Annotated in this window: 18 protein-coding genes; 7 read left to right on the top strand and 11 right to left on the bottom strand. The window is 68.4% G+C overall.

Annotated features, from left to right (window positions below; genetic code table 11):
• Positions 1-194: 194 nt before the first annotated feature.
• On the top strand, positions 195-2801 hold the full coding sequence (locus R2J76_RS04885; protein ID WP_316414685.1) for a beta strand repeat-containing protein: 2607 nt from the start codon (positions 195-197) through the stop codon (positions 2799-2801).
• A gap of 705 nt (positions 2802-3506) precedes the next feature.
• Here the strand turns inward: R2J76_RS04885 and R2J76_RS04890 are convergent.
• From R2J76_RS04890 to R2J76_RS04910, 5 genes are all read right to left on the bottom strand, one after another.
• A complete protein-coding gene (locus tag R2J76_RS04890; protein WP_316414686.1) occupies positions 3507-5732 on the bottom strand; it encodes a polysaccharide biosynthesis tyrosine autokinase in 2226 nt (741 codons plus the stop codon).
• An 8-nt stretch (positions 5733-5740) separates the two neighbouring features.
• On the bottom strand, positions 5741-6211 hold the full coding sequence (locus R2J76_RS04895; RefSeq protein WP_394366824.1) for a low molecular weight protein-tyrosine-phosphatase: 471 nt from the start codon (positions 6209-6211) through the stop codon (positions 5741-5743).
• Positions 6212-6239: 28 nt separating this feature from the next.
• Positions 6240-7403 carry a polysaccharide biosynthesis/export family protein gene (locus R2J76_RS04900; protein ID WP_316414687.1) on the bottom strand — a complete coding sequence of 388 codons (1164 nt, stop codon included), beginning with the start codon at positions 7401-7403 and terminating at the stop codon, positions 6240-6242.
• 55 nt (positions 7404-7458) lie between these two features.
• Positions 7459-9474 carry a polysaccharide biosynthesis protein gene (locus R2J76_RS04905; RefSeq protein ID WP_316414688.1) on the bottom strand — a complete coding sequence of 672 codons (2016 nt, stop codon included), beginning with the start codon at positions 9472-9474 and terminating at the stop codon, positions 7459-7461.
• Positions 9475-9864: 390 nt separating this feature from the next.
• The gene (locus tag R2J76_RS04910) at positions 9865-11262 is read right to left on the bottom strand and encodes an APC family permease (RefSeq protein ID WP_316414689.1); all 1398 of its coding nucleotides are present in this window, start codon (positions 11260-11262) and stop codon (positions 9865-9867) included.
• Between the two features lie 83 nt (positions 11263-11345).
• Here R2J76_RS04910 and mltG point away from each other — a divergent pair, with 83 nt between their 5' ends.
• Together mltG and R2J76_RS04920 are read left to right on the top strand one after the other, a co-directional pair.
• Complete coding sequence (gene mltG, locus R2J76_RS04915; RefSeq protein ID WP_316414690.1) at positions 11346-12359, top strand: endolytic transglycosylase MltG; 1014 nt, start codon at positions 11346-11348, stop codon at positions 12357-12359.
• Entirely contained in the window at positions 12352-13098 is a 747-nt protein-coding gene (locus tag R2J76_RS04920) for a TlyA family RNA methyltransferase (protein WP_316414691.1), read from the top strand. The genes mltG and R2J76_RS04920 overlap by 8 nt, the downstream gene beginning before the upstream one ends.
• Here R2J76_RS04920 and R2J76_RS04925 read toward each other — a convergent pair.
• Positions 13095-17177, bottom strand: a complete 4083-nt coding sequence (locus R2J76_RS04925; protein ID WP_316414692.1) for a DUF3857 domain-containing protein — start codon at positions 17175-17177, stop codon at positions 13095-13097. The genes R2J76_RS04920 and R2J76_RS04925 overlap by 4 nt on opposite strands.
• 106 nt (positions 17178-17283) lie before the next feature.
• Entirely contained in the window at positions 17284-18219 is a 936-nt protein-coding gene (locus tag R2J76_RS04930; RefSeq protein ID WP_316414693.1) for an oxidoreductase, read from the bottom strand.
• Positions 18220-18302: 83 nt separating this feature from the next.
• Between R2J76_RS04930 and R2J76_RS04935 the strand changes: the two genes are divergently transcribed.
• Positions 18303-18854, top strand: a complete 552-nt coding sequence (locus R2J76_RS04935) for a TetR/AcrR family transcriptional regulator (RefSeq protein ID WP_316414694.1) — start codon at positions 18303-18305, stop codon at positions 18852-18854.
• Here the strand turns inward: R2J76_RS04935 and R2J76_RS04940 are convergent.
• Both R2J76_RS04940 and R2J76_RS04945 read right to left on the bottom strand, forming a co-directional pair.
• Positions 18848-20404, bottom strand: a complete 1557-nt coding sequence (locus R2J76_RS04940; protein ID WP_316414695.1) for a DHA2 family efflux MFS transporter permease subunit — start codon at positions 20402-20404, stop codon at positions 18848-18850. The two genes, R2J76_RS04935 and R2J76_RS04940, sit on opposite strands and share 7 nt — an antisense overlap.
• Entirely contained in the window at positions 20401-20826 is a 426-nt protein-coding gene (locus R2J76_RS04945; RefSeq protein ID WP_316414696.1) for a MarR family winged helix-turn-helix transcriptional regulator, read from the bottom strand. The genes R2J76_RS04940 and R2J76_RS04945 overlap by 4 nt, the downstream gene beginning before the upstream one ends.
• A gap of 204 nt (positions 20827-21030) precedes the next feature.
• Between R2J76_RS04945 and R2J76_RS04950 the strand changes: the two genes are divergently transcribed.
• From R2J76_RS04950 to R2J76_RS04960, 3 genes are all read left to right on the top strand, one after another.
• Positions 21031-21762, top strand: a complete 732-nt coding sequence (locus tag R2J76_RS04950) for an ABC transporter ATP-binding protein (protein ID WP_316414697.1) — start codon at positions 21031-21033, stop codon at positions 21760-21762.
• Between the two features lie 254 nt (positions 21763-22016).
• Positions 22017-22280, top strand: a complete 264-nt coding sequence (locus tag R2J76_RS04955; protein ID WP_316414698.1) for a hypothetical protein — start codon at positions 22017-22019, stop codon at positions 22278-22280.
• Positions 22277-22564 (top strand): hypothetical protein, encoded by a 288-nt coding sequence (locus R2J76_RS04960; RefSeq protein WP_316414699.1) that lies wholly within the window; start codon positions 22277-22279, stop codon positions 22562-22564. The genes R2J76_RS04955 and R2J76_RS04960 overlap by 4 nt, the downstream gene beginning before the upstream one ends.
• A 56-nt stretch (positions 22565-22620) precedes the next feature.
• On the opposite strand, the gene R2J76_RS04965 is transcribed toward R2J76_RS04960, so the two are convergent.
• Both R2J76_RS04965 and R2J76_RS04970 read right to left on the bottom strand, forming a co-directional pair.
• Complete coding sequence (locus R2J76_RS04965) at positions 22621-23259, bottom strand: UbiX family flavin prenyltransferase (RefSeq protein ID WP_316414700.1); 639 nt, start codon at positions 23257-23259, stop codon at positions 22621-22623.
• Positions 23260-23321: 62 nt separating this feature from the next.
• A complete protein-coding gene (locus R2J76_RS04970; RefSeq protein ID WP_316414701.1) occupies positions 23322-24761 on the bottom strand; it encodes an SLC13 family permease in 1440 nt (479 codons plus the stop codon).
• Positions 24762-24865: the final 104 nt, after the last annotated feature.

Below are 24865 nucleotides of genomic sequence, written 5' to 3' on the forward strand. Positions count from 1 at the left end.
GCGCGCCTTCCGGCGCAATCCGATACTCCCTGCATCTGGTCCTCTGATCGGTTCCCAACAGAGCGACTGGGTCACCCACCAACCCCATAGCGTCCAACGGCACTCCAACCCGCAGGGGGTAGGATTGCCAAAATCCCCACCCTTAGCTCCACAACCCGCCGGCTCCCGCCGGCGGGTTGTGGGTTGGAGATCGCATGTCCGAGAAGCTCCTGGCCGGAGGCCTGTTCAACGGCCGCACCGCCTTCCGCTCGTCCGTAATGTTCAGCGCCGCCCTGGCCCTGGCCCTGGTGGCCGGCGGATCCTCCAGCCTTCCGCTGGCCGCCGCCACCACGTCCACCTGGCTGAAGGTGTCCCCTTCGGATTCCCTCACCATCACCGGGGGCACATCCGTCACGTACGGGGCCACCGTTTCCGGGCTCTCCACCTACACGGTCAAGTGGTACGTGGACGGCATCCAGAACGGCAACTCCACGGTGGGGACCCTGGTGCCCACCAGCAACCCCTGCGCCGCGGTGTACAAGTCGCCCACCGGCGCCGGCCAGCACACGATCCTGGCCATCGCCACCCAGGACTCCTCCCACTACACGGCGGGTTCCAAGGGGGTGACCGTCCTGGCGGGTACGCCCACCGCGACGCCCATCACCGTGGCCGCCAGCCCCTCCTCCCTTTCCATGACCACGGGCGCGGCGGCCTCCGTGTCCGCCACGGTCTCGGGAAGCACCAACACCGCCGTGACCTGGACGGTGGACGGCGTGACCGGCGGCAATTCCACCGTGGGCACCCTGTCCGGGACGGGTTCCACCGTCACCTACACCGCCCCCGCCACCGCCGGGAGCCACACCCTCAAGGCCACCAGCGCCGCGAACACCGCCTCCAGCGCCACGGTGGCCGTCACCGTCTCGGCCCCCGCCGTCCAGGTGACCACCAGCCCCTCGTCCCTGTGCCTCCTGGTGTCGGCCTCGGGTTCCGTCACCGCCTCCGTATCGGGTTCCACCAACACGGCCGTCACCTGGACCGTGGACGGCGTGACCGGCGGCAATTCCACCGTGGGCACCCTGTCGGGGACCGGCTCCACCGTCACCTACACCGCCCCCGCCGCCGCCGGGAGCCACACCCTCAAGGCCACCAGCGCCGCGAACCCCGCCTACAGCGCCTCCGTGGCGGTGACCGTCGCCGCCCCCGTGGCCGTGTCCCTGAGCCCGGCGGGCACCTCCTCCGTGAGCGCCTCAGGTTCCTTCAACTTCCAGGCTGCGGTGACGGGCACCACCAACACCGCCGTCACCTGGTCCGTGGACGGCATCCTCGGCGGCAACAGCACCGTGGGCACCCTCAGCGGTTCCGGAACCTCCGTCACCTACGCGGCCCCCTCCGCCAGCGGCAACCACACCGTGACCGTCACCAGCGCCGCCGATCCCACCAAGTCCGCCTCGGCGGTGATCTCGGTGGTGGCCGTTTCCGGCACCACCACCGGCATCACCCTCACGCCCTCCGTGCCCACCGCCGTGGGCAGCGGCGGCCAGAAGGCCTTCGCGGCGTCCATCGCGGGCTCCACGTCGGACTCGGTCACCTGGAGCGTGGACGGCATCGCGGGCGGCAATTCCACCGTGGGCACCATCTCCTCCTCGGGCGTCTACACCTGCCCGTCGGTTTCCGCCAAGACGGTGCGCACCATCACCGCCACCTCCGTCGCCAACCCCTCCGTGAAGGCCAGTGTCCGCATCCTGACGGTGGTCAGCAACACCACCCTCAACGCCCGCACCCAGTACGGGGCCACCGGCAACGGCACCACCGATGACACCGCGGCCATCATGAAGGCCCTGGCCGCCACGGGCAACGGCATCTGCTACGTCCCCGCCGGCACCTACCTCATCAACCCCATCGCCACCTCCAGCCAGTTCGGCCTCTACCTCAACCCCGGCAACACCCTTCTCCTGGATCCCGGCGCGGTGCTGCAGTGCAAGACCATGACCACCTCCGGCGGCTACTCCGTGGTGGGCATGAAGGAATCCGACATCGCCCTGGTGGGCGGCACCATCATCGGCGACCGGGTGGCCCGCAACCTCGGCACCTACATCAACGGCACCGGCTCCGACGTGGAGATCGGCAACGGGGTCGCCATCGGCAACGCCAGCGGCATGACCATCCTGGGCACCACCTCCAAGAACAACTGCAACGACGGCTTCTACATCTACAACAACGTCTCCAACGTCCTGCTGTCCGATTGCGTCTCCGACAACAACCGCCGCCAGGGCTGCTCGCTGGTCTACTGCAACGGCATCGTGATCCAGTACAGCACCTTCAGCAACACCAACGGCAACGACCCCGCCTGCGGCCTGGATTTCGAGCCCAATTCCGGCTCCACCGTCACCAACGTGCAGGTCATCGGCTGCAACATCTTCGGCAACCTGGGCGGCGGCATCGCCGGCGGCGGCTCCACGAAGAACGGCCCCACGGGCAACGGCACCGCCTTCTGCACCAACTGCGTCATCACCGGCTGCACCATCACGGGCAACGGCGGCAGCAACTACATGCTGGGCGGCATCGCCTGGGACGAATCCAGCAACATCGTCTTCAGCAACAACGCCATCAGCAAGAACAAGGGCGACGGCATCTGGATCGACTACTACTCCATGAACTTCAAGATCACCGGCAACACCGTGACCTCCAACCAGGGCGACGGCATCTACGTGGCCTACTGCACCGGCACCCAGGTCAGCGGCAACACCCTGAGCGGCAACACCGGCACGGCCATCAACAACGCCGACGGCACCGCAACGGTGGGAACCAACACCATCAAGTAACCGTAACCACCTGAAGGGGGGGGGCCGGCCTGGAATCCAGGCCGGCCTTTTCGCGGTGCGGGGCGGGTCGGCCGGTCCGGGCCTGCCCTGCCGGGGGCCGCGGGTTGGGCTTTGGGGTTCCTGGGGGTGGGGTCGGCCCACGGGGTCCCGATCCGGCGCGCCGACCCACCGGTACCGCCGGTTCCAGTCCTCGCTGCGCTGCGGGCTGGAATCGGTGGTTAGCCGTAGCTCGGTCGCGATTCCCGGTACGTCGGGATTGGGGGGCGGTTCCGGACCGGGGCCTCGGATGGTTTGGGGAAAAAGCGCAATTTCCATTTGGCCCTCCCATCTGGCGGGCTCTACCCATTGGGGTCCCGGACTGTTGCGCCGACCCACAGGTGCGCTTGCGCAGCAGCGAGCTGCTGCTGGCGCTTGCCGTTATCCATTGGCCAACAGGTGGCGGAGGCGTCAGGCGCGGGCATCCTGTCCTCCGGCGGATGGAACCGTGCGTGGCACGCGCACCCCACGTCTCCTTCATCTGCAGTCAATGGATCACGGCAAGCGCCAGCAGCAGCTCGCTGCTGCGCAAGCGCTACCGTTGGGTCGGCGCAACAGTCCGGGACCCCATGGGCCGACCCCGTCCCCCAGGAATCTCGAGGCCCGCCCCGGCAGCCCCCGGCAGGGCAGCCTTGGGCGGGCCGAGGGGTCCCGGAACGTCCGGCCTCGTCAGCTTTCGCCGCGGCGGTACTTGTAGTCGAACTCGTAGCGGTAGTAGCCGTACAGTCCGCCCACTTTCACCAGTTCGATATCGTTGAAGACGCAACCCTTCAGCTTGCCTTCCAGGTGCTTCAGGCGGCTCTGGCAGGTGCGGATCTCCTCCAGGGGGTGGGCGCCGTACTTGGCGACCAGGAGGATGGATTCGGCCTTGGCGCCCAGGACCGTGGCGTCGCTCACCGGCAGGATGGGGGGGGCGTCGATGATGACGAAATCGAAGGCTTCGGAGACTTGGGCGGCGAATTCGGCGTACTTGGCGGACATGAGGAGGACCAGGGGATCGGGGGGGAGGATGCCGGTGCTCAGCAGGCTGAGGCCGGGCACCATGGTCTCCTTGATCTGGGATTTCCAGTCGGCCCTGCCGGCCAGGATCTCGGCCAGGCCGCCCGCCCGGCCCTTGGCGCCGAAGGTGCGGTGCAGCTTGCCCCTGCGCAGGTCGCCGTCCACCAGCAGCACCCGGGCGCCGCCCTGGGCGAAGACCGTGGCGAGGTTGGTGCTCACGAAGGACTTGCCCACCTCGGGGGAGGGGCCGGTGACGAGGATGATCCGGTTCTCGGCCTTCTCCATGGTGAAGTGCAGGAGGGTCCGGAGGCTCCTGAGGCTCTCCGTGGCGATGTCCTCGGGGTCCCCCACGGCCAGGAGGTGGATGCCGGGGCTCTTCTTGGAAATCTGCTTGTCGAAGTTCTTCTGGCCCTCGCTGTGGGGGATGGTGACCAGGATGGGGAGGCCCAGCTTGGCCTCGATGATGCGGTGATCCTGGATGCCCCGGCGCATGAGGCGGCGCGCCACGGTCAATCCGACGCCCACCACCAGCCCGATGAACGTGAAGAGCACCATCAGGACCTTCTTCTTGGGGGCGACCGCATCGTAGGCCGGGATGGCGTAGTCCACCACGTGGGCGTTGCCCACGGCCCCCGCCAGGGTGTTCTGGAGCTGCTGGATGCTGGTGAGCAGGGACGTGTACATCTCGGACTTCACCTGGGCGTCCCGGGTGAGGCGCACGATCTCCTGCTGGGTCCTGGGCAGGCCCGTGACCCTGGAGTTCACCTTGTTGGCCTCCGCCTGGAGGTGGGCGATCTGCTGGTCGGTGGTGGTCACCAGGTCGGAATGCTCGGTGTAGGTGCGCAGCAGTTCCTGCCGGCGCTGCTTGAGGGTGGAGATCTGGGCTTCCAGGTTGGCGCCCTGCTGGAGGAAGAGGTTGCCTTCCTGGGCGATGTCCACGGCGGCATTCTGGCGGCGGTACTCGTTGAGCCGGCTTTCCGCTTCGGAAAGCTGCTGCTGCAGCGCGGGGCGCTGGCTCTGGAGGAGGGCCAGGGCCTTGGAGGAATCTCCGGCCTTGCGCTCGATGGATTGGCGCACGTACTGATTGAGGATCTCGTTCAGGATGAGCGCCCCCTGCTCCGGGTCCGGCGCCTGCAGGGAAAGGCCCAGGATATTGGAGGACTGGTTCATGTTCTTGCCCCGCTCCTCCACCGAAAGGGCCAGGCGGAGGTTGGTGATGCAATCCACGATGGGGGTCATGGACAGGGTGAACACCTGGCCGGTCTTCCCCCGGAGGTTGCGCACCTTCAGCCGCATGGGCATGCCGTTCCAGGAGGCGGAAACCCGTTCGCCGGGCCTGCCCTGCACCAGCTCGCTGCCATCGGGGCCCGAAAGGCGGTAGACCCCGCCCCCCAGGGCCGTGACCTTGAAGACGATGCCCCGGAGCTTGTCGGGCACCTCGAAGGCTTCGATGTCCAGGCGGGCCGGGGTGCGGGAATTCCGGTTCAGCATGCGCCCGATCACCGGCATGAGCACCGGGGCGCATTCCACGTCCAGGCCCAGGTTCGAAACGACCCGGCCCAGGACGAGGTTGCTCTTGATGATCTCGATCTCCCCCTGGGCCACCGTGAGCTGGGTGTAGACCCCCTCCATCTTGGTGAACTCCTGGTTCTGGGAGCCGTAGCTCTTGGGAACCTCGGTCTGGAGCAGGCCTTCCACCTGGTACACGGGGGTCGCCGCGAACACGTAGATGAGCCCCACGGTCACGAAGAGCAGGAGGGAGCCCAGGATCAGCCCGCGCCCCTCCCACAGGTTCGCGAAGGCCTCGCTGAGGTTGAACTCGGCGCCCCGGCTGGAGCTGTCCGGGCCCGGGCCATGCCGCTGGGGCGCCGCGGGGTGTCTGGGATCGGGAGTCATTTCATTGTTCATAGGGACCTTTGCTCTGCATTCACACGGGGCAGCCAGTCCCCGACGGACAGCTGGATCTGATCGAGGGCGCGGCGGAAGGCTTCCGGGCCCCGGCGGTAGGGGTCCGGGATCTCCCGGGATTCGGGGGGCTGCCAGTGGCCCAGGAGGAAGACCCGGCCCCGGACCCGGGGAGCCTTCTTCTCGCAATCCCGCTTCTGCCGCTCGTCCATGACGAGGATGAGATCGGCCGCCATGGCCAGGGCCGGCGTGAACTGCCGGCCGCGGTGGGCGGAGAGATCCAGGCCCCGCTCCGCCATGAGGCGCTGGGCGTCCCCGTCGGCCGGGAGGCCTTCCAGGGCCGAAAGGCCGGCGGAACCCACCTCCACGCCCGGCCCCGCCCCGGACCGGAGCAGGGCTTCGGCCATGGGGCTCCGGCAGTGATTGCCTTCACAGACGACGAGAACGGATGTGACCCTAAGCGGCGAAATCAGGTAGGACCTCTGGCGAAGTGGGGGGTTAGAGGCGCTTCTTGAAGTAGTAGACCTGGGCCCCGGTGGCGGTGCCGGCCGTGATGGCGTTGATGGTGGGCAGCAGCAGGTTCATGACGCGGCTGAACCGCACCAGGGTGCCGGCGTCCACGTAGACGATATCCCGGGGGTTCAGGGCGAACTTGTCCGCCAGGATCATGGAGGCGGGGTTCCGGGCGTCCAGGTGGAAGACGTCCACCTTGTTGGAGGCGCCGGCGGAGCGGATCACGTAGATGGAGGTGGCGTCGGCGCTGGTGACCTGGACCCCGCCCACTTCGGAAATGGCCTTGGCGAGGGTGAGCTTGCCGTGCACCAGGGGGATGTTCCCGGGGCGCATGAGTTCGCCCATGAGGTACACGGGCTCCTCGCTGGCGTTGGGGATCTGCAGGGAGTCGCCGTCCTGGAGCAGGATCTGGCCGGAGGCCGTGCCCATGGCCAGGATGGACTGGAAATTCAGCGTCCAGGATTTCGAACCCCGGGTCAGGACCATGCGGCTGTCATCGGCCGCGGGATTCAGGCCTCCGGCCCGGTTGATGGCCTCGGCCAGGGTGAAGGGGACGTCGGTGACGGGGTACACGGCGGGGTTGCGCACTTCGCCGCCCACGTAGACCTTCTGGGAGCGGTACACCAGCACCTTCACGTCCACCTGGGGATTGCGGAGGGACTTGGCCAGCTGGGTGGTGAGGCTGTCGCGCACCTGGCTGACGGTCATGCCCGCGACCTTGAGCTTGCCCACGTAGGGGAAGAAGATGTTCCCCTCCTCGTCCACCAGGTTGCCGTACGAGGTGTCCGTGCGGTTGGGGCCCATGGGAAGGGAGATCTCGGGGTGGTCCCACACGGTGACCAGGAGCACGTCCTGGGAGCCCAGGCGGTAGGGCTGCGCCCGGTCGGCGACCAGGGCGGAGATGTCCACCGGGGTCGGGGGGCGGGTGGCCTGGCGATTCACCAGGTCCGGCGAGAGCGGGTGCAGCGTGACGGAAAGGCCGCCCACATCCTCGGGCCGCTCGTGGCTGTTGGGCCGGGAGGACAATTTCATGCCCGGCGCCTTGCAGCCGACGGCGAGGGTCAGGGCCAGGAGGCCGAGGGTCAGCCCGGACCGGGCGCGGGTGGCGAGGGTGGAAGGAACTTCTGCGTGCCCCAGGGTTTGCAACACGATGCGCTCCGAAGAAAAAAACGACCAGGTGATGGGATGTGGTTCCAGTATGGCATCAGATGTAGGCGCGCAGGCCAAGGCTTTCGGGCGGCCTGAAATCCACCGGGGCGGTGAGGGGCTCGACCTTGGGGTTGTCCGGGTCGGCCTCGGCGTCCAGGTACCGTCCCAGGCCATGGGGAGAGGGCTGGAACGTGGGGAGCAGCTTCATGAAGCACCGGAGCATCCTCGGGTAGCCCTCCTCGCCCCGGCCGTCCTGGATCTCCCGGAGGATGGCGAGGCCCTCCTCGAGGGTGGCGGGGTCCACGGGGTACTCCTTGGCTTCGAAAACCTTGGGGTGAACGGTCGTGCGGGAGACCCGGCCTTCGCTGAAGAGCTCCTCCACCAGCTTCTCGCCGGGGCGGACGCCCGTGAAGCGGATGTCCACGTCCACCCCCGGGGAGAACCCGGAAAGGCGCACCATCTCCTCCGCCAGGTTGACGATGTGCACCGGCTCGCCCATGTCCAGGGCGAAGACCTTGCCCGAATCGCCCAGGATGCCCGCCTGGAGCACCAGCTGGGCCGCCTCGGGGATGGTCATGAAGTAGCGCACCATGTCCGGGTGGGTGATGGTCACGGGCCCGCCGCCCCGGATCTGGTCCCGGAACAGGGGGATGACGCTGCCCCGGCTGCCCAGGACGTTGCCGAAGCGCACGCTGACGAACTTGGAGGCCGGCACCTCCACGGCGGCCCGGGCCACCAGGAGCTCGCCCACGGCCTTGGAGGCCCCCAGCATGTTCACCGGATTGACCGCCTTGTCCGTGGAGACGTTCACGAAGATCCGCGTGCCGCAGGCCTTGGCGGCCTCGATGACGTTGCGGGTGCCGAAGATGTTGTTCTCGATGGCCTCCTCGGGGTTCGCTTCCAGGAAGGGCACGTGCTTGTGGGCCGCCGCGTGCAGGACGACCTTGGGCCGCCACTTCTGGAACACCTGGTGGAGGCGCGCCGGGTTGCGGATATCGCAGAGGGCGATCTCCACCTCCTGGTTGGGGTAGAGGTTCACCAGCTGACGCTGGACCTCCCAGAGGCTGTTCTCGCCCCGGCCCAGCAGCACCAGCCGCCCCGGGTGGATCTCGGCCACCCGCCGGGCCAGTTCGCTGCCGATGGAACCGCCCGCCCCGGTGATGAGCACCGCCTCGTTGTCCAGGGCCTTGCGGATGGCTTCGGTGTCCAGGGTGATGGGATCCCGGCGCAGCAGGTCCTCGATGGCGATGTCCCGCACCTCGGGCTTCCAGGGCCGGTCCCCCACCAGGTCCATGATCCCGGGGACGGTCTTGAGCTTGATGCCCTCGGCCATGATGACCTTGGACAGCTCCCGGAGGCGGGCCCCCCGCACGCCGGCCATGCCCAGGATGACCTGGGTGGCGCTCTGTTCGCGGATGATCAGGGGCAGGAGGGCGGTGGGACCCAGGACGGGGATGCCCAGGATGCGCAGCCCCTGCTTCTCCAGGTCGTCGTCGATGAAGCCCAGGACGTTGCAGCGCAGGCGCGGGTGCTCCCGCAGCTCCTGGCAGAGCAGGACGCCCGCGCGCCCCGCGCCGATGATGAGCGTTCGCTCGGCAAGGGTCCCGCCGGCGACGATGGCCGGCCGGGCATGGCGCCGCTGGTGGATGGCGAGGGCGGCCATGCGCACCACCACCCACAGCAGGCCCGTGATGAGGCTGGCGCCCAGCACCACGTCGGGGCGCACGTTGTCCGTCCAGCCGCCGCGGATGAGGCACAGGGTCATGGTGGTGCCCGCCAGGGTGGCGGTGCCCAGCACGAGCCAGCGGGCATCGTGGATGTCCATGGCCCGGTAGTGCTGGGTGTGGAAGCGCAGGCCCAGGTTGATGAACATGGCGATGAGCACGAAGGCGACCATGCCGCGCCCGACGTTCAGGCCCTGCAGGAGGACGCTGGACGCGGCCACGAAACCCACGCAGGCGACCAGCGTGTCCAGGGCGATCTTCACGATCTTCCGGACCAGGGGACCCTTCAGGAACGGGTTGCGGGCTTGTCCTTCATCGGCCTGGGGAGGGTCGTTCGATTCAACCATGGCAAGGATCTCCAGACCTCAAAGAACGAGCCGTTCCGGAAAGGGGCGCCCAATGTCTTTCATGAAATTGCGCCATCGGTGAACCTGTTGGATCCAGGACTGCTTTGGGTGGGGGAGGAAGGGACGGGGGCTGCGACGGGGCCTGTGGGAATCGGATTCGGCGGGTAGGTCTTGAATTATTCTTCATACCAGACCTTTTGTGGCAAGCGGTATTTTGGGGGCCCGCCTGCTTTGCCAAGTCGTTTGGTGGGATTTTTGCCGGTACGCTTGTCCGCCCGGCGCGGAGGCCGGGGAGCATCACCGTATGGGCGCCCAATCAATTCATTGGGACCGGATACCTCATGAAAAGTAATTCATTTTTGGTGACCGCACCATCCTCTTTTGGGGAATCTACCCGCGACGGAAGGACACCAGGTAGACGGGGACCCCAAGGAGGACCAGGACCATGCCCGGCCAGGTGAAGGAGGGTCTATAAATTAGCAATGCGGCCATGAAGGCCAGGGCCCCCGCCAGGTAGAGGAGGGGAGGAAGCGGATAGGCGAAAATCCGCACCGGGCGCTCCAGGGTGGGCCGTGTGCGCCGGAGCACGAAAATCCCGGCCACCGTCAGTACATAGAACAGGGTTGCCGCCGCCATGGAAAATTCCAGGAGCTGGGCATAGTTGCCGGTGAGGGTGAGAAGGCAGGCCCACGCGGCCTGGAACCCCAGGGCCCGGGCCGGGACCCCGGCGGAGTTCAGGCGGGCCGCCATGGGAAAGAACAACCCTTCCGAGGCCATGGCCTGGTACAGCCGGGAGCCCGCCAGCACCAGGCCGTTGGCGCAGCCGAAGGTGCTCACGAGGATGGCCAGGGCCATGGCGCTGGAGCCGGCCGGTCCGAACAGGGCGTGCAGGGTGGCGGTGCCCACCCGGTCCCCGGGCGCCGAAGCGATGCCCGCGGGCCCCAGGACCCGGAGGTAGACGGCATTGGCCAGGAGGTAGAGGCCCAGCACCAGGAGGGGCGCCACCAGCAGGGCCAGGGGGATGGATCGGCGGGGCTCCCGGATCTCCGCGGCGATGAAGGTGACGGAGTTCCAGGAATCCGAGGAGAACAGGCTGCCGCTCTGGACCACCAGGAGGGCGGCCAGGAAGGGCAGGGCGGGGCCGGGGGGGATCACCGCCCCGGAGGGGTGGGCCGGGGCCGTCACCAGCAGCCCCACGAGGATGAGGCCGGCGAGGCTGCCGAGCTTGGCCACGGTGAAGACGTTCTGGATCCAGATCCCCAGGCGCCCTCCCCGGGCGTTCAGGGCGCTGAGCAGGAGGATGACCGCGATGGCCACCAGCCGCGCGGGGGTCAGGCCCAGGTGGTAGGGTCCCACCACGATCCCGGGCACCACCTCCAGGGCCCGCACCTCCAGGGGACCCACCAGGAAGCGGGCCTCGTTCACCCCGGGCAGGAACATCCCCAGGAACTTCCCGAAGGCCATGGTCACCGCCGCCAGGGCCCCCGTCTCGATGATGAGGAAGGTGGTCCACCCATAGAGGAAGGCCACCAGGCGCCCATAGCTTTCCTTCAGGTACACGAACTGCCCCCCCGCCTGTGGGAACATGCCGGCCAGCTCGCCGTACGCGTGCGCTCCCAGGAGGGTCAGGGCGGCCGTGAGGCCCCAGGCCAGCAGCAGGAAGGAACCCGTCCCCCCGGTGCGGATCATCTCCGCCGGGACGATGAAGATCCCGCTTCCGACCATGGACCCGGCGATGAGCATGGTGGCTGAAAAGGGGCCGATGTGGCGGTGGTAGACGTTCGCCATGGGGCACTCATAAATAAATCATATGCTCGGCCGGGCCCCCAGGTTCCATGGCGGCCCGGGGGAATTCCCTTTAGGCTGGAATCATGGCCCGATCCCGCACTTCCACCCGTCTTGCCGCCGCCGTGGCCCTCCTGGCCCTGCTGCCCCTGTCGGGCCTCTGGCTGTGGAAGCGCCAGGGCCCCCAGCACCCCCCGTCCATGCTCCTGGTGAAGCGGGGCACCACGGTGGACGCCCTGGCCGACCAGATGGAGCGGGACGGCCTCATCCGCAGCGCCGCCATGTTCAAGCTCTGGGCCCGGGCCCGCAAGCTCCAGCTCATCCGGGGCGAGTACACCATCGAGCCCCGGGCCTCCCTGTCGGACGTGGCGGGCAAGCTCCGGCGGGCCGATATCCATTACACCAACATCATCCTGCCCGTGGGGGCCCACGCCTGGACCGTGCAGCGCCGGCTCCGGGACTTCATCCCCGAGGACGTCTTCTGGACCCTCTGGAAGAGCCCCCGCCTGGCCAGGACCGCGGGCTTCCCCGAAGCCGAGTCCCTGGAGGGGCTCCTGGCCCCGGCCACCTACCGGGTGAACCACGCCCAGGAACCCGAGGAGATCCTCCTGGCCATGGTGGAGGCCTTCCGGGACAAGGTGCTGCCCGGCCTGGAAGGGGGGGCCCTTCCGCCCTACCCGACCCTCATCCTCGCCAGCCTGGCCGAGAAGGAGACCCGGGTGCCCGAGGAGCTCACCAAGGTCGCCGGCGTCTATGCCCAGCGCCTGCGGATCGGCATGCGGCTCCAGTGCGACCCCACGTCGCTGTATGCCCGGTGGGCGGCCGGGGACCTGCGCTTCACGGCCCCGGGCCCGGAGGATATCCGGCGCCCCAGCCGCTTCAACACCTATGCCGTGGCCGGGCTGCCCCCCACCCCCATCGCCATCCCCAGCGCCGCGGCCATCGAGGCCGCCAAGGTCCCCCAGATGGGCAAGGACCTCTATTTCGTCGCCACCGGCAAGGGCGGCCACAGCTTCGCCCCCAGCCTGGCCGAGCACAACCGGAACGTGGGGGTCTACCGCCGGGAGATCAAGCGCCAGAAACGGGCCCTCCATGGCTAAGGTTCGCCTGGATCTCCTCCTGGTCCAGCGGGGGCTCTGCGAAACCCGCAGCAAGGCCGCGGCCCGCATCATGGCCGGCGACGCCCTGGTGGACGACCGCCCCGTCACCAAGGCCGGGGCCCTGGTGGGCGAGGAGGCCACCCTGCGCCTGCGGGGCGAGGCCCTGCCCTTCGTGAGCCGGGGGGGCCTGAAGCTGGCCCACGGCCTGACGGCCTTCGGGGTGGATCCCGCCGGCCGGGTGGGCTTCGACGCGGGGGCCTCCACCGGGGGTTTCACGGACTGCCTGCTCCAGGCCGGCGCCGTCCGCGTCTACGCCGTGGACGTGGGCACCAACCAGCTCCACTGGAAGCTCCGCAGCGACCCCCGGGTGGTGTCCATGGAGCAGGTGAACCTGCGCCTGTGGGACCCCGCCCGCATTCCGGAACCCTGCACGATCCTGGTGGCCGATCTGAGCTTCATCTCCCTGCGCCTGGCCATCCCCCCCATCCTCCCCTCCCTGGCCCCCGGGGCCGACGCCATCCTCCTGGTGAAACCCCAGTTCGAAGCCGGCAGGGACGACGTGGGCGCCGGCGGCATCGTCCGGGACCCGGAGGTGCACGACCGGGTGCGGCGGGAGATCTGGGACTTCTTCCAGGGCAGCGGCCTGGAGCCGATGGCCTGGGACGTGAGTCCGATCCTCGGGGGCGAGGGCAACAAGGAATTCCTGCTGCACCTCCGGCGGGCCGGGGAGGGGGATTAGACTCCCATTGCCTTCATCCGGCGCGCCGCGAGGGCGAAACAGGAATCCCCTTCGGCTTCCTCCCGGTCCGGGTCCGGGGTCACCCGCTTGTAGCAGGCGGCCGCCGCGGCCGGCTCACCGAACTGCTCGGCGATGCGGCCGGCCAGGTACCAATCCTGGGAACGGGGCTCTTCCTTGCCCAGGGCGCCGGTTTCCTTGAGGAAGATATCCAGGGCCTCCTCCACCTCGCCCCGTTCGGCCAGGATGGAGGCCAGCGTATGCTGGGCGGCCCCGTTCTTCTGCGCCTGGAGCAGGAGGGCCCGGCGGGCAAGGTCAACGGTCTGCTCGTTGGTACGGCCTTGGGTCAGCTCGTACCAGGCCAGGTTGTTGAAAAACCCCGCGGAGGCCTTTCCCGTGGCGATGTAGGCCTTCAGGGCCTCGGACCGTTCCTGGAACCGCCCCACCATGCCAAGGGCCTGGGACCGGGATTCCACGAAAATCTCGTCGTCCGGTTCCTTTTCGAGGGCCCGTTCGCAGGCCGCCAGGAGCTGGGGCCACTTCCGGCATTTGGCCAGGGCATAGGCCTGGGTGGTGGTGGCCAGCCGGGACGCGGGATGGGCTTTGACCAGGCGCTCCGCCACCGCCAGGAGCGGCTGGAATTCGTTCCGGGCCCGGTGGGCCCAGAGCAGGGCCAGATCGATCCGTTCCGAGGTTTCGCCGGCGGCCAGGAGGCCTGGCACGGCCTTCTCGTATCCCTTCTCCGGGACCAGGAGGGTGGTGGCGGCCAGGCGAATTTCCGCCGGGGTGCCTCCCTGGCCCTTCTTCCAGAAACGATTGAACGGATGGCCGGATAAGGGGTCATCCTGTTTCCCCTTGAGCACGCCTTCGCTGGCCTCGTCCAGCAGGGCGCCGGCCCCAGCCGCGTCCCCGGCCTCCAGGCGGCGCAGGGCTTCGGCGCCGAAGGTGCCGTAGGACAGGTCGGTGGCGGCCAGGAGGAAGCGCCCCTGGTGCTGGATCACATGGAAGGAGAGGCTCGCCCCATTCCCGCTGTTGGCCATCTTCATGGCGACCCGGAAGCCCGAATCCCCCCCGCGGTTCACCACGACCTGGGTCAGGGCGCGGAGGTTGTCCAGGGCCACGGCGTAGGGCACGCCGGTGCCGTCCAGGGGCAGGTCTTCGAACCCCATGGCTTCCCTGAGGGCCGCCAGGTACCCGTCCTTGGCCAGGATTTCCCGCAGGGCGGGGGCGCAGAACCGCGCCGGATCCTCGCCCGAGCCGGCGGGATCCTGCAGGAGCGCCAGGAACCGCCACACCACGGAGGCGGGGGTTTCCGGCTCCTTGGCCAGGTCCTCGGAGCGGCGCATGCGCGCCAGGACGGCGATCCGGCTCCGGATGGCGGGGGCGTTGGGGGCGCCGTCCGCCCCGGCGGAAAGGAGCGTGGCGGCATCCACGTAGCGCCGGGCGTTCACCAGGAGGTTGCCCGCATCCAGCAGGGCGGTCCTCCGCTGGCCCACATCCGCGATGGTGGTGGCCGCCTGCTTCAGGGCGGTCGCGGTGCCCTGGGTCAGGGCCGTGCCGGCCAGGAGCCAGGAATACCCGTCCTGGGGCCTGGGCAGGGACGTGGCCAGGTCCATGACCTCCTTGTGGCGCCCGGCCCGCCAGAGGACGATGAGGAGGTTGGTGTTGGAATCCTCGACCTTGAGGTCCGCCCGCAGTTGGCGGTATTCCCTGGCGGCCGCCTCCAGGTCGGCGCCGGGGCCGTACCGGAGGCCCGCGGGGTTGTACTCCAGGAGGATGGCCAGATTCCTCCGGCTGAGCGCGTCCTTGGGATCCAGTTCCTTGGCCTTCCGGAAGGCGGCCACGGCGCCCGCGAAGTCCCAGCCCGTGTGATAGGCCCGGTTCACCAGGTCGTGCTGCAGCACCCAGCCCAGGGCCCGCTGGGCATACATGCTCGTGGGATCCAGGGCGCAGGCCCGGCGCGCGGCGTCCCGGGCGGCTTCGCCCATGCCCCCCCGGAGGAGGGCGATGGCCAGCCGGCTGAGGGGAACCGCCTTGCCGGGCTGGGCGGTGGTCTGGGACCGGAAGGCCTGGATCGCCTCCCGGATGCGGCCCGCCGCCAGGTGCCCCTCGCCCACCTGGTCGAAAATGATCCGGGGCGGGGGCGCCTGCCCGAAGGCTTCGAGGCCCGCCCGGGCCTTCTCCACCTCGGCGGCGGTCCAGAGGGCCTTGCCGGAATCGAAGCGGAAGGTGGCCAGGATTTGCCCTTCGGGGCTCCGGGCGTAGGTGCGGGTGAGGCTGGCCGGGCCGAAGTCCAGGCGCCCGGATTCCGGCAGGGGCCGCGCCTCGAAACCGGCTGGGGCCACGATGCGGTAGCGCCATTCGATGGCATGGGGTTCCGGGAGGAGCAGGGCCTGCTTGCGGGTCGTCGGGGCTTCCTTCTCCTTGAGGTCATAGGAGGTGGGCACGAATTTTCGGATGCGGGACGTCATGGCCCAGGCGTTGAGGGTGACCACGGCGTCCACGTCCGAAGTGACGGCCATGGCGCAGTCCTTGGCCTCCAGGCGCAGGGTGTAGGGCCGCTCCAGGTCCGAGGGGTCCCCGGTGTCGATGTCGCCCAGGTCTCCGGCATTGTAGATGCCCTGCACGTACCGCTTCAGGTTCTCCCGGAGCTGCTTGGGGTCCGAGGGCCTGAAGTCATGCCGCAGGATCATCTCCGCCAGGCCGGAGGGGTGCGAGGTCTCCACGATGCGGGCCTTGCCGGGCTCGGGCAGGAAGACCTCCCGGGTCTCCAGGGTCAGGTTGTCCCCGGAGGCCGCGGCGGGGGTGCGCACCAGGGCGGTGGTGGCGCCGTCCACCACCAGGGCCCACCGGCCCTGGTCCGGGAAGGGGAGCTCCCCGGCCCGGGCGTAGGCGGCGGTGGGGTCGATCCAGAGGGGCTGGGGCCCCGGCACGACGACGATGGCATGGTCGAAATGATTCAGGCCAGGAAGTTCGGGATCGATGTCCCGGCCGGGCCCGGTCCCCAGCAGGGCCAGCCGGGCCGGGATGCCCACCTCCCGCAGGAGGGCCACCAGGAGGGTCGCCTGGTCCTTGCAGTCGCCGAACCCCCGCTTCAGGGTCTCCGCGGGCGTGCGGGGGACGATGCCCGCCTCGGCGAATTCCACCCCGGTGTAGCGGATCGAGCGGTGCAGGCGGCCCAGGATCCGGTTGATGCGGGCGCGCGGCTCCGTGGCGTCCCCGGCGGCCTCCCGGGCCCAGGCGCCCACGTCGGCCCCTTCCAACTGGCGGTTGGCGATGGCCGAGTAGGCCGAGGCGGCCGCCGCCCAGGAGGTGACGGTGGAGAGCCTGAGCTCCGGCCGGGGGCTGGCTTCCGGATCCATGGCCGGTTCCCGTTCCTCCGGGGGTTCCATGGGGCCCAGATCCAGGGCCAGGCGGACCATGCCGCCCTCCCGGGCGAGCTGGGGCTGGATGGGGCCCAGGCCGTCGATCTTCCACCGGAAGGGCAGGGCCTCGGGGACCTCCACCTGGACCCGGGTGCGGAGGACCTGCACGGGCTGGTGGAGCGACAGGTTGAGCAGGGTGCCGGAAGCATGGACGGGAGCCGTCTCCCGGGTGACGATCTCCACCTCCGCCACCGAGCCGACGCTCAGCTGGGGCAGGGGCGCGGCCAGGCGTTTGCGGTCATCGTAGAGGGTGGTGTCGTCCTCGTTGACGGGGAATTCGCCCAGGGTGGCCCCGTCCAGTTCATGGGCCCGGCCGTCGGGGGTGATGACCCGCGCGCGGATGCGGGGCCGCTCCTGGTGCCAGGGGACCCACACCGTCCCGACGTTCCGCCAGGACCGGATCGCGGATTCATGGTCCACCCGGAACACGTACCGGTAGTGCGTCGTCCTCCGCCCCTGGGCGTCGAAGGCCACCCGGGTGTCCTCCAGCAGCTCGAGGATGCCCTGGCCTTCCCGGACCTTGTGGGCGGAGGCCGCCTTCAGGAGGAGGGCCGGATCCGCGGAAAGGGCCGGCAGGAGGTGCCAGTCCGTTTCCGCGGGCGCGGCCAGCACCATGGCGCAGGGGAGGGAAGCGGCAAGGAAGGGACCGATGCGCATGGATTCTCCGGGTAGCCCCTGGACCGGCCGGGCCCGGGCCCAGGGGGTGGGCCGGAACGCGGGGTGTCTGGGGGGTGGAATCCCATGATAGCCGATGTGGGTACGGCTAGACCGGGTAAGCCACCCGGGTGAGCCGCTCGGAAACCCTCCAGAGCCGGGCCTGGACCTCCTCGTCCCGGGCGCGGACGCCGGGCTGGACCCGCACGGGGGGGCCGACCAGTTCGGAATATTGGGCGGGACCGTAGTAGGCCGAACCTTCCGCCTCCGGATCCACGGCGGCCCGCAACAGGGGCAGGGCGCCCTGGGCGGCGTCCTGGCTGAAGAAGGGGGCGAAGGCGGCCATGAGGAACCGCATCACCGGGTTGCGGGTGGCGTGGCGCTGCAGCTCGGTGCGGGACCAGCCGGGGTGCGCGGCCACGGCCAGGGTGCCGCTTCCGGCCCGGGCCAGCCGGCGCTGCAGCTCGAAGGTGAACATGAGGTTGGCGATCTTGGACTGGGCGTAGGCGGCCCAGGCCCGGTAGCCCCGGGCGAAATGCAGGTCCTCGAAGCGGATGCGGCCGACGCGGTGGACGCCGCTGCTCATGGTCACCACCCGGGAGCCCGGGGTGGCCTGGAGCAGGGGCAGCAGGTGGCCGGTGAGGGCGAAGTGGCCCAGGTGGTTGGTGCCGAACTGCAGTTCGAAGCCCTCGGAGGTGCGCCCGTAGGGGGGGATCATCACGCCGGCGTTGTTGATGAGGAGGTCCAGGCGGCCGTGGCGCTTGAGCACGGTGCGGGCGGCCTCGCCCACGGAATCCAGGGAACCCAGGTCCAGTTCCACGCGCTCCAGGGAGGCCCCGGGGTGGGCGCTGAATATGGCCTGCTCGGCGCCCAGGGCCCGCTCCAGGCGGCGGCAGGCGAGGATGACGTGGGCGCCGCGGCCCGCCAGGGCCTTGGCGGCCTCCAGGCCCGTGCCGGAATTGGCGCCGGTCACCAGCGCCACCCGGCCGGTCTGATCGGGGATGTCCTGCACGCTCCAGGCCCGGGGGATTCCCTTGGAAGTCATGGTTCATCCTTTCTTGACGTTTTAACGAAAATTGTCACCGCGTTCAAGATTGACATTCCTTCAGAAAATGTCAACTCTTGGGTATGGCCAAAGAAAGGGATCAGCAGATCATCGAGGCGGCGACCTCCGTCTTCCTGCGGTACGGCTTCCGCCGCACCACCATGGGGGACATCGCCGAGGCCGCGGGCATCTCCCGGCCCGCCCTCTACCTGAGGTTCTGCAACAAGGAGAAGATCTTCGAAGGCTCCATGGGCGAATTCATGGCCCGCACCCTGGCGGAGATCGAGCGGGGCCTGCCGGAGCGGGAGACCCCCCTGGAGCAGCTGCGCTTCGCCTTCGAATGCTGGATCATCCAGCCCTTCCTCATGATGCAGGGATCCCCCGACGCCCGGGATCTGGCCAGCTGCGGCCTGGCCTTCGCCGAGGACGTCAAGGCCAGGGGCTTCGCCGCCTTCGAGGCCCTCCTGGTCCCCATCCTGGCCCGCGTCCCGTCCCACGCGGCCCGGGACGCCGCGGCCCTGGCGGGCATCGCCCGGGTGCTGGCGGCCTCCGCGCGGGGCTTCAAGGCCGAGGCCCGGGACGAGGCGGAACTGAGGTCCATGATCGGCACGCTCCTGGAGCTGGCCATTCAGTGAAGCATCGGGCGGTGCCCGCCGTCGCTCCTGAAATGCCGCATGAGGAGTACCAGGGGCAGGGCCACCGCGAGGCTCGCGGCCAGGAACGCGAAGATGTCGATGAAGCTCAGGAGGTAGGACTGCCGGTTCACCTCGGCTCCCACCAGGCCCGCGGCGAGCCCGGGCATGGAGGCCGGGTCGAGGCCGGCCCTGGGGAAGAAGCCCCGCACCAGGGCGACGCCGCGGTGCTGCAGCTCGGGATTGAAGGCCGTCACGTGCTCGGCGATCCGCGCGTGGTGGAACTGGGCCCGCTGGGCCAGCACCGTGGTGCACAGGGCGATGCCCACGCTGCCGCCCTCGTTGCGCATGAGGTTGAACATGCCCGTGGCGGTGCCCACCAGCTGCGGGGGGATCCGCCGGATGGATTCGCTGCCGATGGGCACCAGCACGAGCCCCATGCCGAAGCCGAACATGCACATGGCCAGGGCCAGGAAGGCCACGTCCGTGGCGAGGCTGATGCGGGTCAGGAACCACACGCCCGCGCTCATGGACGCGAACCCCGCGCCCACGAGGATCCGCACGTGCACCTTGCCCACCAGGAACCCCGCCAGGGCCATGGCGAGCATGGAGCAGGCGCCGGCCGGGGCCAGGACGATCCCCGCCCAGGTGGGGGTGAAGCGCAGGAACGTCTGCACGAAGATGGGCACGCAGATGAAGGTGCCGTACATGCCCATGCCCGCCACGAAGATGAGCGCCATGCCGCCCGAGAATTCCGGCAGGGCGAAGATGCGCAGGTCCACCAGGGGGTTCTCCGCGGTCAGGGAGCGCCAGATGAAGAGCGCGATGCCCAGCGCCGCCAGGCCCAGGAACACCTGGACGACGGGGCTCGCGAGCCAGTCGTAGCGTTCGCCCCGGTTGAGGAAGAGTTCCAGGCAGCCCAGGCCCACGGCGATGAACAGGAGGCTCCAGTAGTCCACCTTGCCCTTGGGCCTTTCCAGGTACGAGGGATCCTTCACGAAGGTCATGGCCGCCACGAAGGCCACGAGGCCCACGGGGATGTTGATGTAGAAGATCCAGGGCCAGGACCAGTTGTCGGTGATCCAGCCCCCCAGCAGGGGCCCCAGGATGGGGCCGCAGATGGCCCCGATGCCGTAGATGGCCGCGGCGTACCCCTGCTCCTCCGAGGGGAAGGCCTCGAAGGTGATGGCCTGGGACAGGGGCACCATGGCGCCCCCGGCCAGGCCCTGGATCACCCGCATGAGGATGAGGAAGGACAGGGACTGGGCCGCGCCGGAACCCAGGGAGGCCAGGGTGAAGATGGCCAGGCAGGTGAGGTAGAGGCGCTTGCGGCCGAAGAAATTGCCCAGCCAGCCCGTGATGGGCAGGATGACGGCGTTGGCCACCAGGTAGCTGGTGATGACCCAGGTGACCTCGTCGGTGCCGGCGGCGAAGGAGCCCTGGATGTTGGAAAGGGCGACGTTGGCCACGGAGGTGTCCAGCACCTCCATGAAGATCCCCAGCAGGCAGGTGAAGCCCACCAGCCACTTGGTGGAACCCCCCGGGCCGGTCATGGCCTGCCCGCCAACCGGTTCGTGACGGCCTCGATGGTGCGCAGGGTGATCTCCAGGTCCCCGGGGCTCACCTCCCGGGTGATGGCTTCCATGTACCCCTTCAGATTGGCCTTGATGAGGGGCTGGAGGTCCCGGGCCTTGGCCGTGGAGAAGACGATCTTGGCGCGGCGGTCCCGGCTGGACGGGGACCTTTCGATGTAGCCGGCCCGCTCCAGGGATTTCATGGCCTTGGCCGTGGCGGACTTGTCGATGGTCAGCAGGGCCGACAACCGCTCCTGGTTGATCCCCTCGTTGGCGAGGACGAAGAGCAGGAAGATGCACTCCACCGCGCTGATATCCAGTCCCCGGGCGAAGCCCGCGATGTGGTCCAGCGAATGCCGGTGGAGGACGCCGAAAACCCTGCAGATCTGCTCTATTTCCATGGCAGGCCCCGGATGGTTGACTGTGACAACCATCTTAGCGATTTGGTGGTTCGAGTCAACGATCCCTTCCCGGGAATCCCCGCTATCCTTAAACAGTGGGCCGGAATCCGGGTCTAAACCCGGGACGGCCTGCCCCGAAGACCCAAGGGGGGCCGGGCCCCCTAGAGCATCAATTCACGAGGCACCGATCTTCCTGAGGTTTTCATGACCGACTCCCCCCTCATCCGGCTCAAGGACATCAAGAAGTACTACCAGATGGGAGATATGGAGGTGCGCGCCCTGGACGGCGTGTCCCTGGACATCCGGCGGGGGGAGTACGTGGCCATCATGGGACCTTCCGGATCCGGCAAGTCCACCATGATGAATGTCATCGGGTGTCTTGATACGCCCTCGGCAGGTCATTACGAGCTTAATGGAAAGCTGGCCTCGTCCATGTCCGACGACGACCTGGCCAAGATCCGCAACGAGGAGATCGGGTTCGTCTTCCAGACCTTCAACCTCCTGGCCCGCACCACGGCCCTGCAGAACGTGGAGCTGCCCCTCATCTACGGCGGGGTCAAGAGCAAGGAGCGCCACGCCCTGGCCACCCAGGCCCTGGAGGCCGTGGGCCTGGGCCCCCGGTCGGACCACATGCCCAACCAGCTTTCCGGCGGCCAGCGCCAGCGCGTGGCCATCGCCCGGGCCCTGGTGAACAACCCCTCCATCCTCCTGGCCGACGAGCCCACCGGCGCCCTGGACACCCGCACCAGCGTGGAGATCATGGCGCTCTTCGAGGAGCTCTACCAGAAGGGCAACACCATCATCCTGGTGACCCACGAGGAGGACATCGCCCGCCACGCCCACCGCATCATCAAGCTCCTGGACGGACAGGTCATCCACGACGAGCCCAACGAGCCCATCTCCAGCGCGCAGCACCTGGCGCATCTGAGGATCTGAGCGGGGGATGCCGTAGGGCTGATCCCCTTCATCCTGGGCATCCGATGCATCCCTGTTTCGACAGGGCAAGCGATGGGATGGGGTGGCGCGCAGTTGATCTGCATGCGCCGACCCATCCCAGGGCGGGCCCTGCGGAAACAGGGATGAATCGGATGCACAGGATGAAGGGGATGAACAAGCCCCATACTATCCTTAGATAGGATAGGGTAGCCCTCTTACCCTCTGAGGGTATACTTTGGGGTGTGGAGGCTCCCATGATGCTCGTTCCTGACAACCGCCGGCGGGTCACGCTGCCGCCTGCCTTCAAGGCGGGTCAGCCGGTTGAGCTTGAGGCCTTGGAGGATGGGACGTTCCGGCTGGTGCCCATGGTCGCCATTCCTGCGCATCAGCTTTGGGCCTGGCGTCCGGAGGTTCAGGCTTCCGTTGAGAAATCCCTGCAGGAAAGGCGGGATGGGGAGGGGATCGCCATCAATAGCCCGGAAGGGCAGGAGTTCCTGCGGAAGCTGGCGGCTGAATGAACGTCGTTTGCCAGCCCCATTTCGTTCGGGAAGCGCTCTCGCAAGCGGGTCCCGTCCGTGAGGGGCTGTCCAAGCTGATCCGGATTGCCGGCGAACTTAGCTTTTCCCAGCTACTGAACCATCAGGGGCTCCACCTGGAAAAGCTGCAGGGCAAGCTCGATCCGGACTCGAAGAAACCTCTGTACTCCCTTCGGGCGACCCGTGCGGCTCGGGTCATTGCCACGGTTGACGGGGATTTTCTCATGCTGCTTGCCATTGTGCCGGACCACGACAAGGCCTACTGAAAGAAGCAGCCATGAACCTGGACGGCCGGATCCCTCGAGCCGCGATCGGAGCCGGGTCAGGGCCTTGCCAGGTATCCGGCGCCGTCCACCTGGGAGCCCCGGGCCGGGATGGCGGTGAGGGCGTCGTTCCAGCGGTTGAAGCGGGGCATCTCCAGGCCGAAGACGTCCAGGACCTTGCCGATGATGTGGCGGGTCATGTCCTCGATGGTGGCGGGGTGGTTGTAGAAGGTGAGCACCGGTGGCAGGAGGATCACGCCCATTTCCGTCACGGCCTGCATGTTGCGCAGGTGCACGGGGCTGAGGGGGGATTCGCGGGCCACCAGGACCAGTTTGCGCCGCTCCTTGATGACCACGTCGGCGGCGCGCAGGAGGAGGTTCTCGGAATAGCCCGTGGCGATGCCGGCCACGGTCTTCATGCTGCAGGGGACCACCACCATGCCGGCGGTCCTGAAGGTGCCGCTGGCCACGAGGGCGCCCACGTCCTCGATGGGGTGCATGCGGGTGGCCAGGGCGGCCACCTCCTCCATGCTGTAGGGGGTCTCGTGGGCGATGGTGCGGCGGCCTCCGTTGGAGACGACCAGGTGGGTCTCCCAGTCGGGGAAGCCCTGCATGGCCTTCAGGAGGTCGATGCCCAGGATCGCGCCGCTGGCGCCGCTGATGCCCACGACGAGGCGCTTCTTTTCGTTGGATTCCATGGGGCTCCCGGAGGGAAGGGGGCCTTCCCCCGGGAGGGGCTCCCGGGGGAAGGCGCGCGTCCTTAGATCAGGTGGATGAGCTTCCACCAGGTGATCTCCACGAGGACCGTGGTGATCAGCACGATGACGGTGAGGGGGACGCCGAACTTGATGACGTCCATGTCGCCGTACTTGCCGCCGGAGTCGCCGGCGCCCACCAGGACATTCATGTGGTGGAAGGGCAGGATGAAGTGCATGCCCACGGCGGTGTACACCAGGAGCGCGGGGACCAGGGGATTGAGGCCCGTGCCGGCGGTGAACGCGATGATCGTGGGCGTGACGATGCCCATGACGGCCAGGACGCTGCCCAGGCACATGTGGATGAGGACGGCGAAGCAGGTGATCATCAGGGCCAGCAGGTAGATGTTGTGGGGCACGGAGCTGGGCAGGAGGACCCCGGCCAGCCACTTGTTCATGCCGGTCACGGCGCCCACGGAGCCGATGCCCAGGGCCGCGGTGAGGAAGAACAGGGTCCCCAGGCCGAACTTGCTCCAGTCGGGGGCCTTGAGCACATCGCCGATGCGGGGCATGGAAAGCAGGATGCCCGTGCCCAGCGCCACCCAGCCCGGGTGGATGTGGTGGAGGAAATCGGTCGCCCAGAGCACCAGGGCGATGGAGACCCAGAAGGTGACGCGCTTCTCGGCGCCGGACATGCCGCCCAGGCCCTTGAGCTGTTCGCGGATCTCGTCCTTCTCGATCCTGAAGTCCGCGGGGGCCTTGAAGAGGGTGATGTGCATGAAGAACGTGAGCAGGCTGGCGATGACGCCGGGGACGCCCATGTACAGGAGCCACTTCAGCCAGCTGGCTTCCTGGCCCGCGAAATTCAGGGCGATGGTGTTGATCATGCTGTCGCCGGTGAGCAGGATCATGGAGACGGGCACGGAACTGGCGAAGACCGACAGGCCGATGGAGGCCGCGTACTTGGCGGGAAGCTTCGTCGCCTTGATGATGATGCCCATGACGGCCATGATCATGAACGAGCGCGGCCAGGGATGCGGGATCATGACGCTGAGGATGAAGCCCAGGATGTAGCCGGCGGCCACGATGCTGGTGAAGCTGTTCACGTACTTCAGGATGAAGTGGTAGGCGATGCGCTTGCCCAGGCCGGAGTTCTCCACGGCGGTGGCGATCATGTAGCCGCCCACGACGATGTAGATGAGCGGCGTGGTCCAGAGGCGGAACACGACGCTGGGCTCGGCGGTCTTGGTGAGGACCCAGGCCAGCAACAGGAACAGGGCGCTGAAGCCGGGGTGGGCCACGCCCATGGCCCACCAGATGACGGCCAGGAGGCTGAGGGCGAGGCAGTGGCGGCCCTGGGGGGTGAGGCCGGGGCCCGCGGGCATGGCGAACCACACCAGGAGACAGACCACGATCCCCAGGATGGCGCCGATTTCGCGTTTGTAGCGCGTGAAGAACGAGGGCGGAGCGGGGGGCGCTCCAGCCGTTGCGGGGTCATTTGCCACGGTGGGACTCCTTCATGGATTGGGGGAGAAATTCGGGCATTGCGGGGGAAGGGCGCCGGGAAGGGTTCACGTTCTGCATCCATGAACGGGTTTCCGGGCGCCGG

Origin of the sequence: Mesoterricola silvestris (assembly GCF_030295405.1) — a bacterium.
Classification (GTDB): domain Bacteria; phylum Acidobacteriota; class Holophagae; order Holophagales; family Holophagaceae; genus Mesoterricola; species Mesoterricola silvestris.

Excerpts from the sequence above, each read along its gene's own strand:
- R2J76_RS04885 (WP_316414685.1), top strand. The coding sequence starts at position 195 with ATGTCCGAGAAGCTCCTGGCCGGAGGCCTGTTCAACGGCCGCACCGCC.
- R2J76_RS04890 (WP_316414686.1), bottom strand. The coding sequence starts at position 5,732 with ATGACTCCCGATCCCAGACACCCCGCGGCGCCCCAGCGGCATGGCCCG.
- R2J76_RS04905 (WP_316414688.1), bottom strand. The coding sequence starts at position 9,474 with ATGGTTGAATCGAACGACCCTCCCCAGGCCGATGAAGGACAAGCCCGC.
- R2J76_RS04910 (WP_316414689.1), bottom strand. The coding sequence starts at position 11,262 with ATGGCGAACGTCTACCACCGCCACATCGGCCCCTTTTCAGCCACCATG.
- mltG (WP_316414690.1), top strand. The coding sequence starts at position 11,346 with ATGGCCCGATCCCGCACTTCCACCCGTCTTGCCGCCGCCGTGGCCCTC.
- R2J76_RS04920 (WP_316414691.1), top strand. The coding sequence starts at position 12,352 with ATGGCTAAGGTTCGCCTGGATCTCCTCCTGGTCCAGCGGGGGCTCTGC.
- R2J76_RS04925 (WP_316414692.1), bottom strand. The coding sequence starts at position 17,177 with ATGCGCATCGGTCCCTTCCTTGCCGCTTCCCTCCCCTGCGCCATGGTG.
- R2J76_RS04930 (WP_316414693.1), bottom strand. The coding sequence starts at position 18,219 with ATGACTTCCAAGGGAATCCCCCGGGCCTGGAGCGTGCAGGACATCCCC.
- R2J76_RS04935 (WP_316414694.1), top strand. The coding sequence starts at position 18,303 with ATGGCCAAAGAAAGGGATCAGCAGATCATCGAGGCGGCGACCTCCGTC.
- R2J76_RS04940 (WP_316414695.1), bottom strand. The coding sequence starts at position 20,404 with ATGACCGGCCCGGGGGGTTCCACCAAGTGGCTGGTGGGCTTCACCTGC.
- R2J76_RS04945 (WP_316414696.1), bottom strand. The coding sequence starts at position 20,826 with ATGGAAATAGAGCAGATCTGCAGGGTTTTCGGCGTCCTCCACCGGCAT.
- R2J76_RS04950 (WP_316414697.1), top strand. The coding sequence starts at position 21,031 with ATGACCGACTCCCCCCTCATCCGGCTCAAGGACATCAAGAAGTACTAC.
- R2J76_RS04955 (WP_316414698.1), top strand. The coding sequence starts at position 22,017 with ATGATGCTCGTTCCTGACAACCGCCGGCGGGTCACGCTGCCGCCTGCC.
- R2J76_RS04960 (WP_316414699.1), top strand. The coding sequence starts at position 22,277 with ATGAACGTCGTTTGCCAGCCCCATTTCGTTCGGGAAGCGCTCTCGCAA.
- R2J76_RS04965 (WP_316414700.1), bottom strand. The coding sequence starts at position 23,259 with ATGGAATCCAACGAAAAGAAGCGCCTCGTCGTGGGCATCAGCGGCGCC.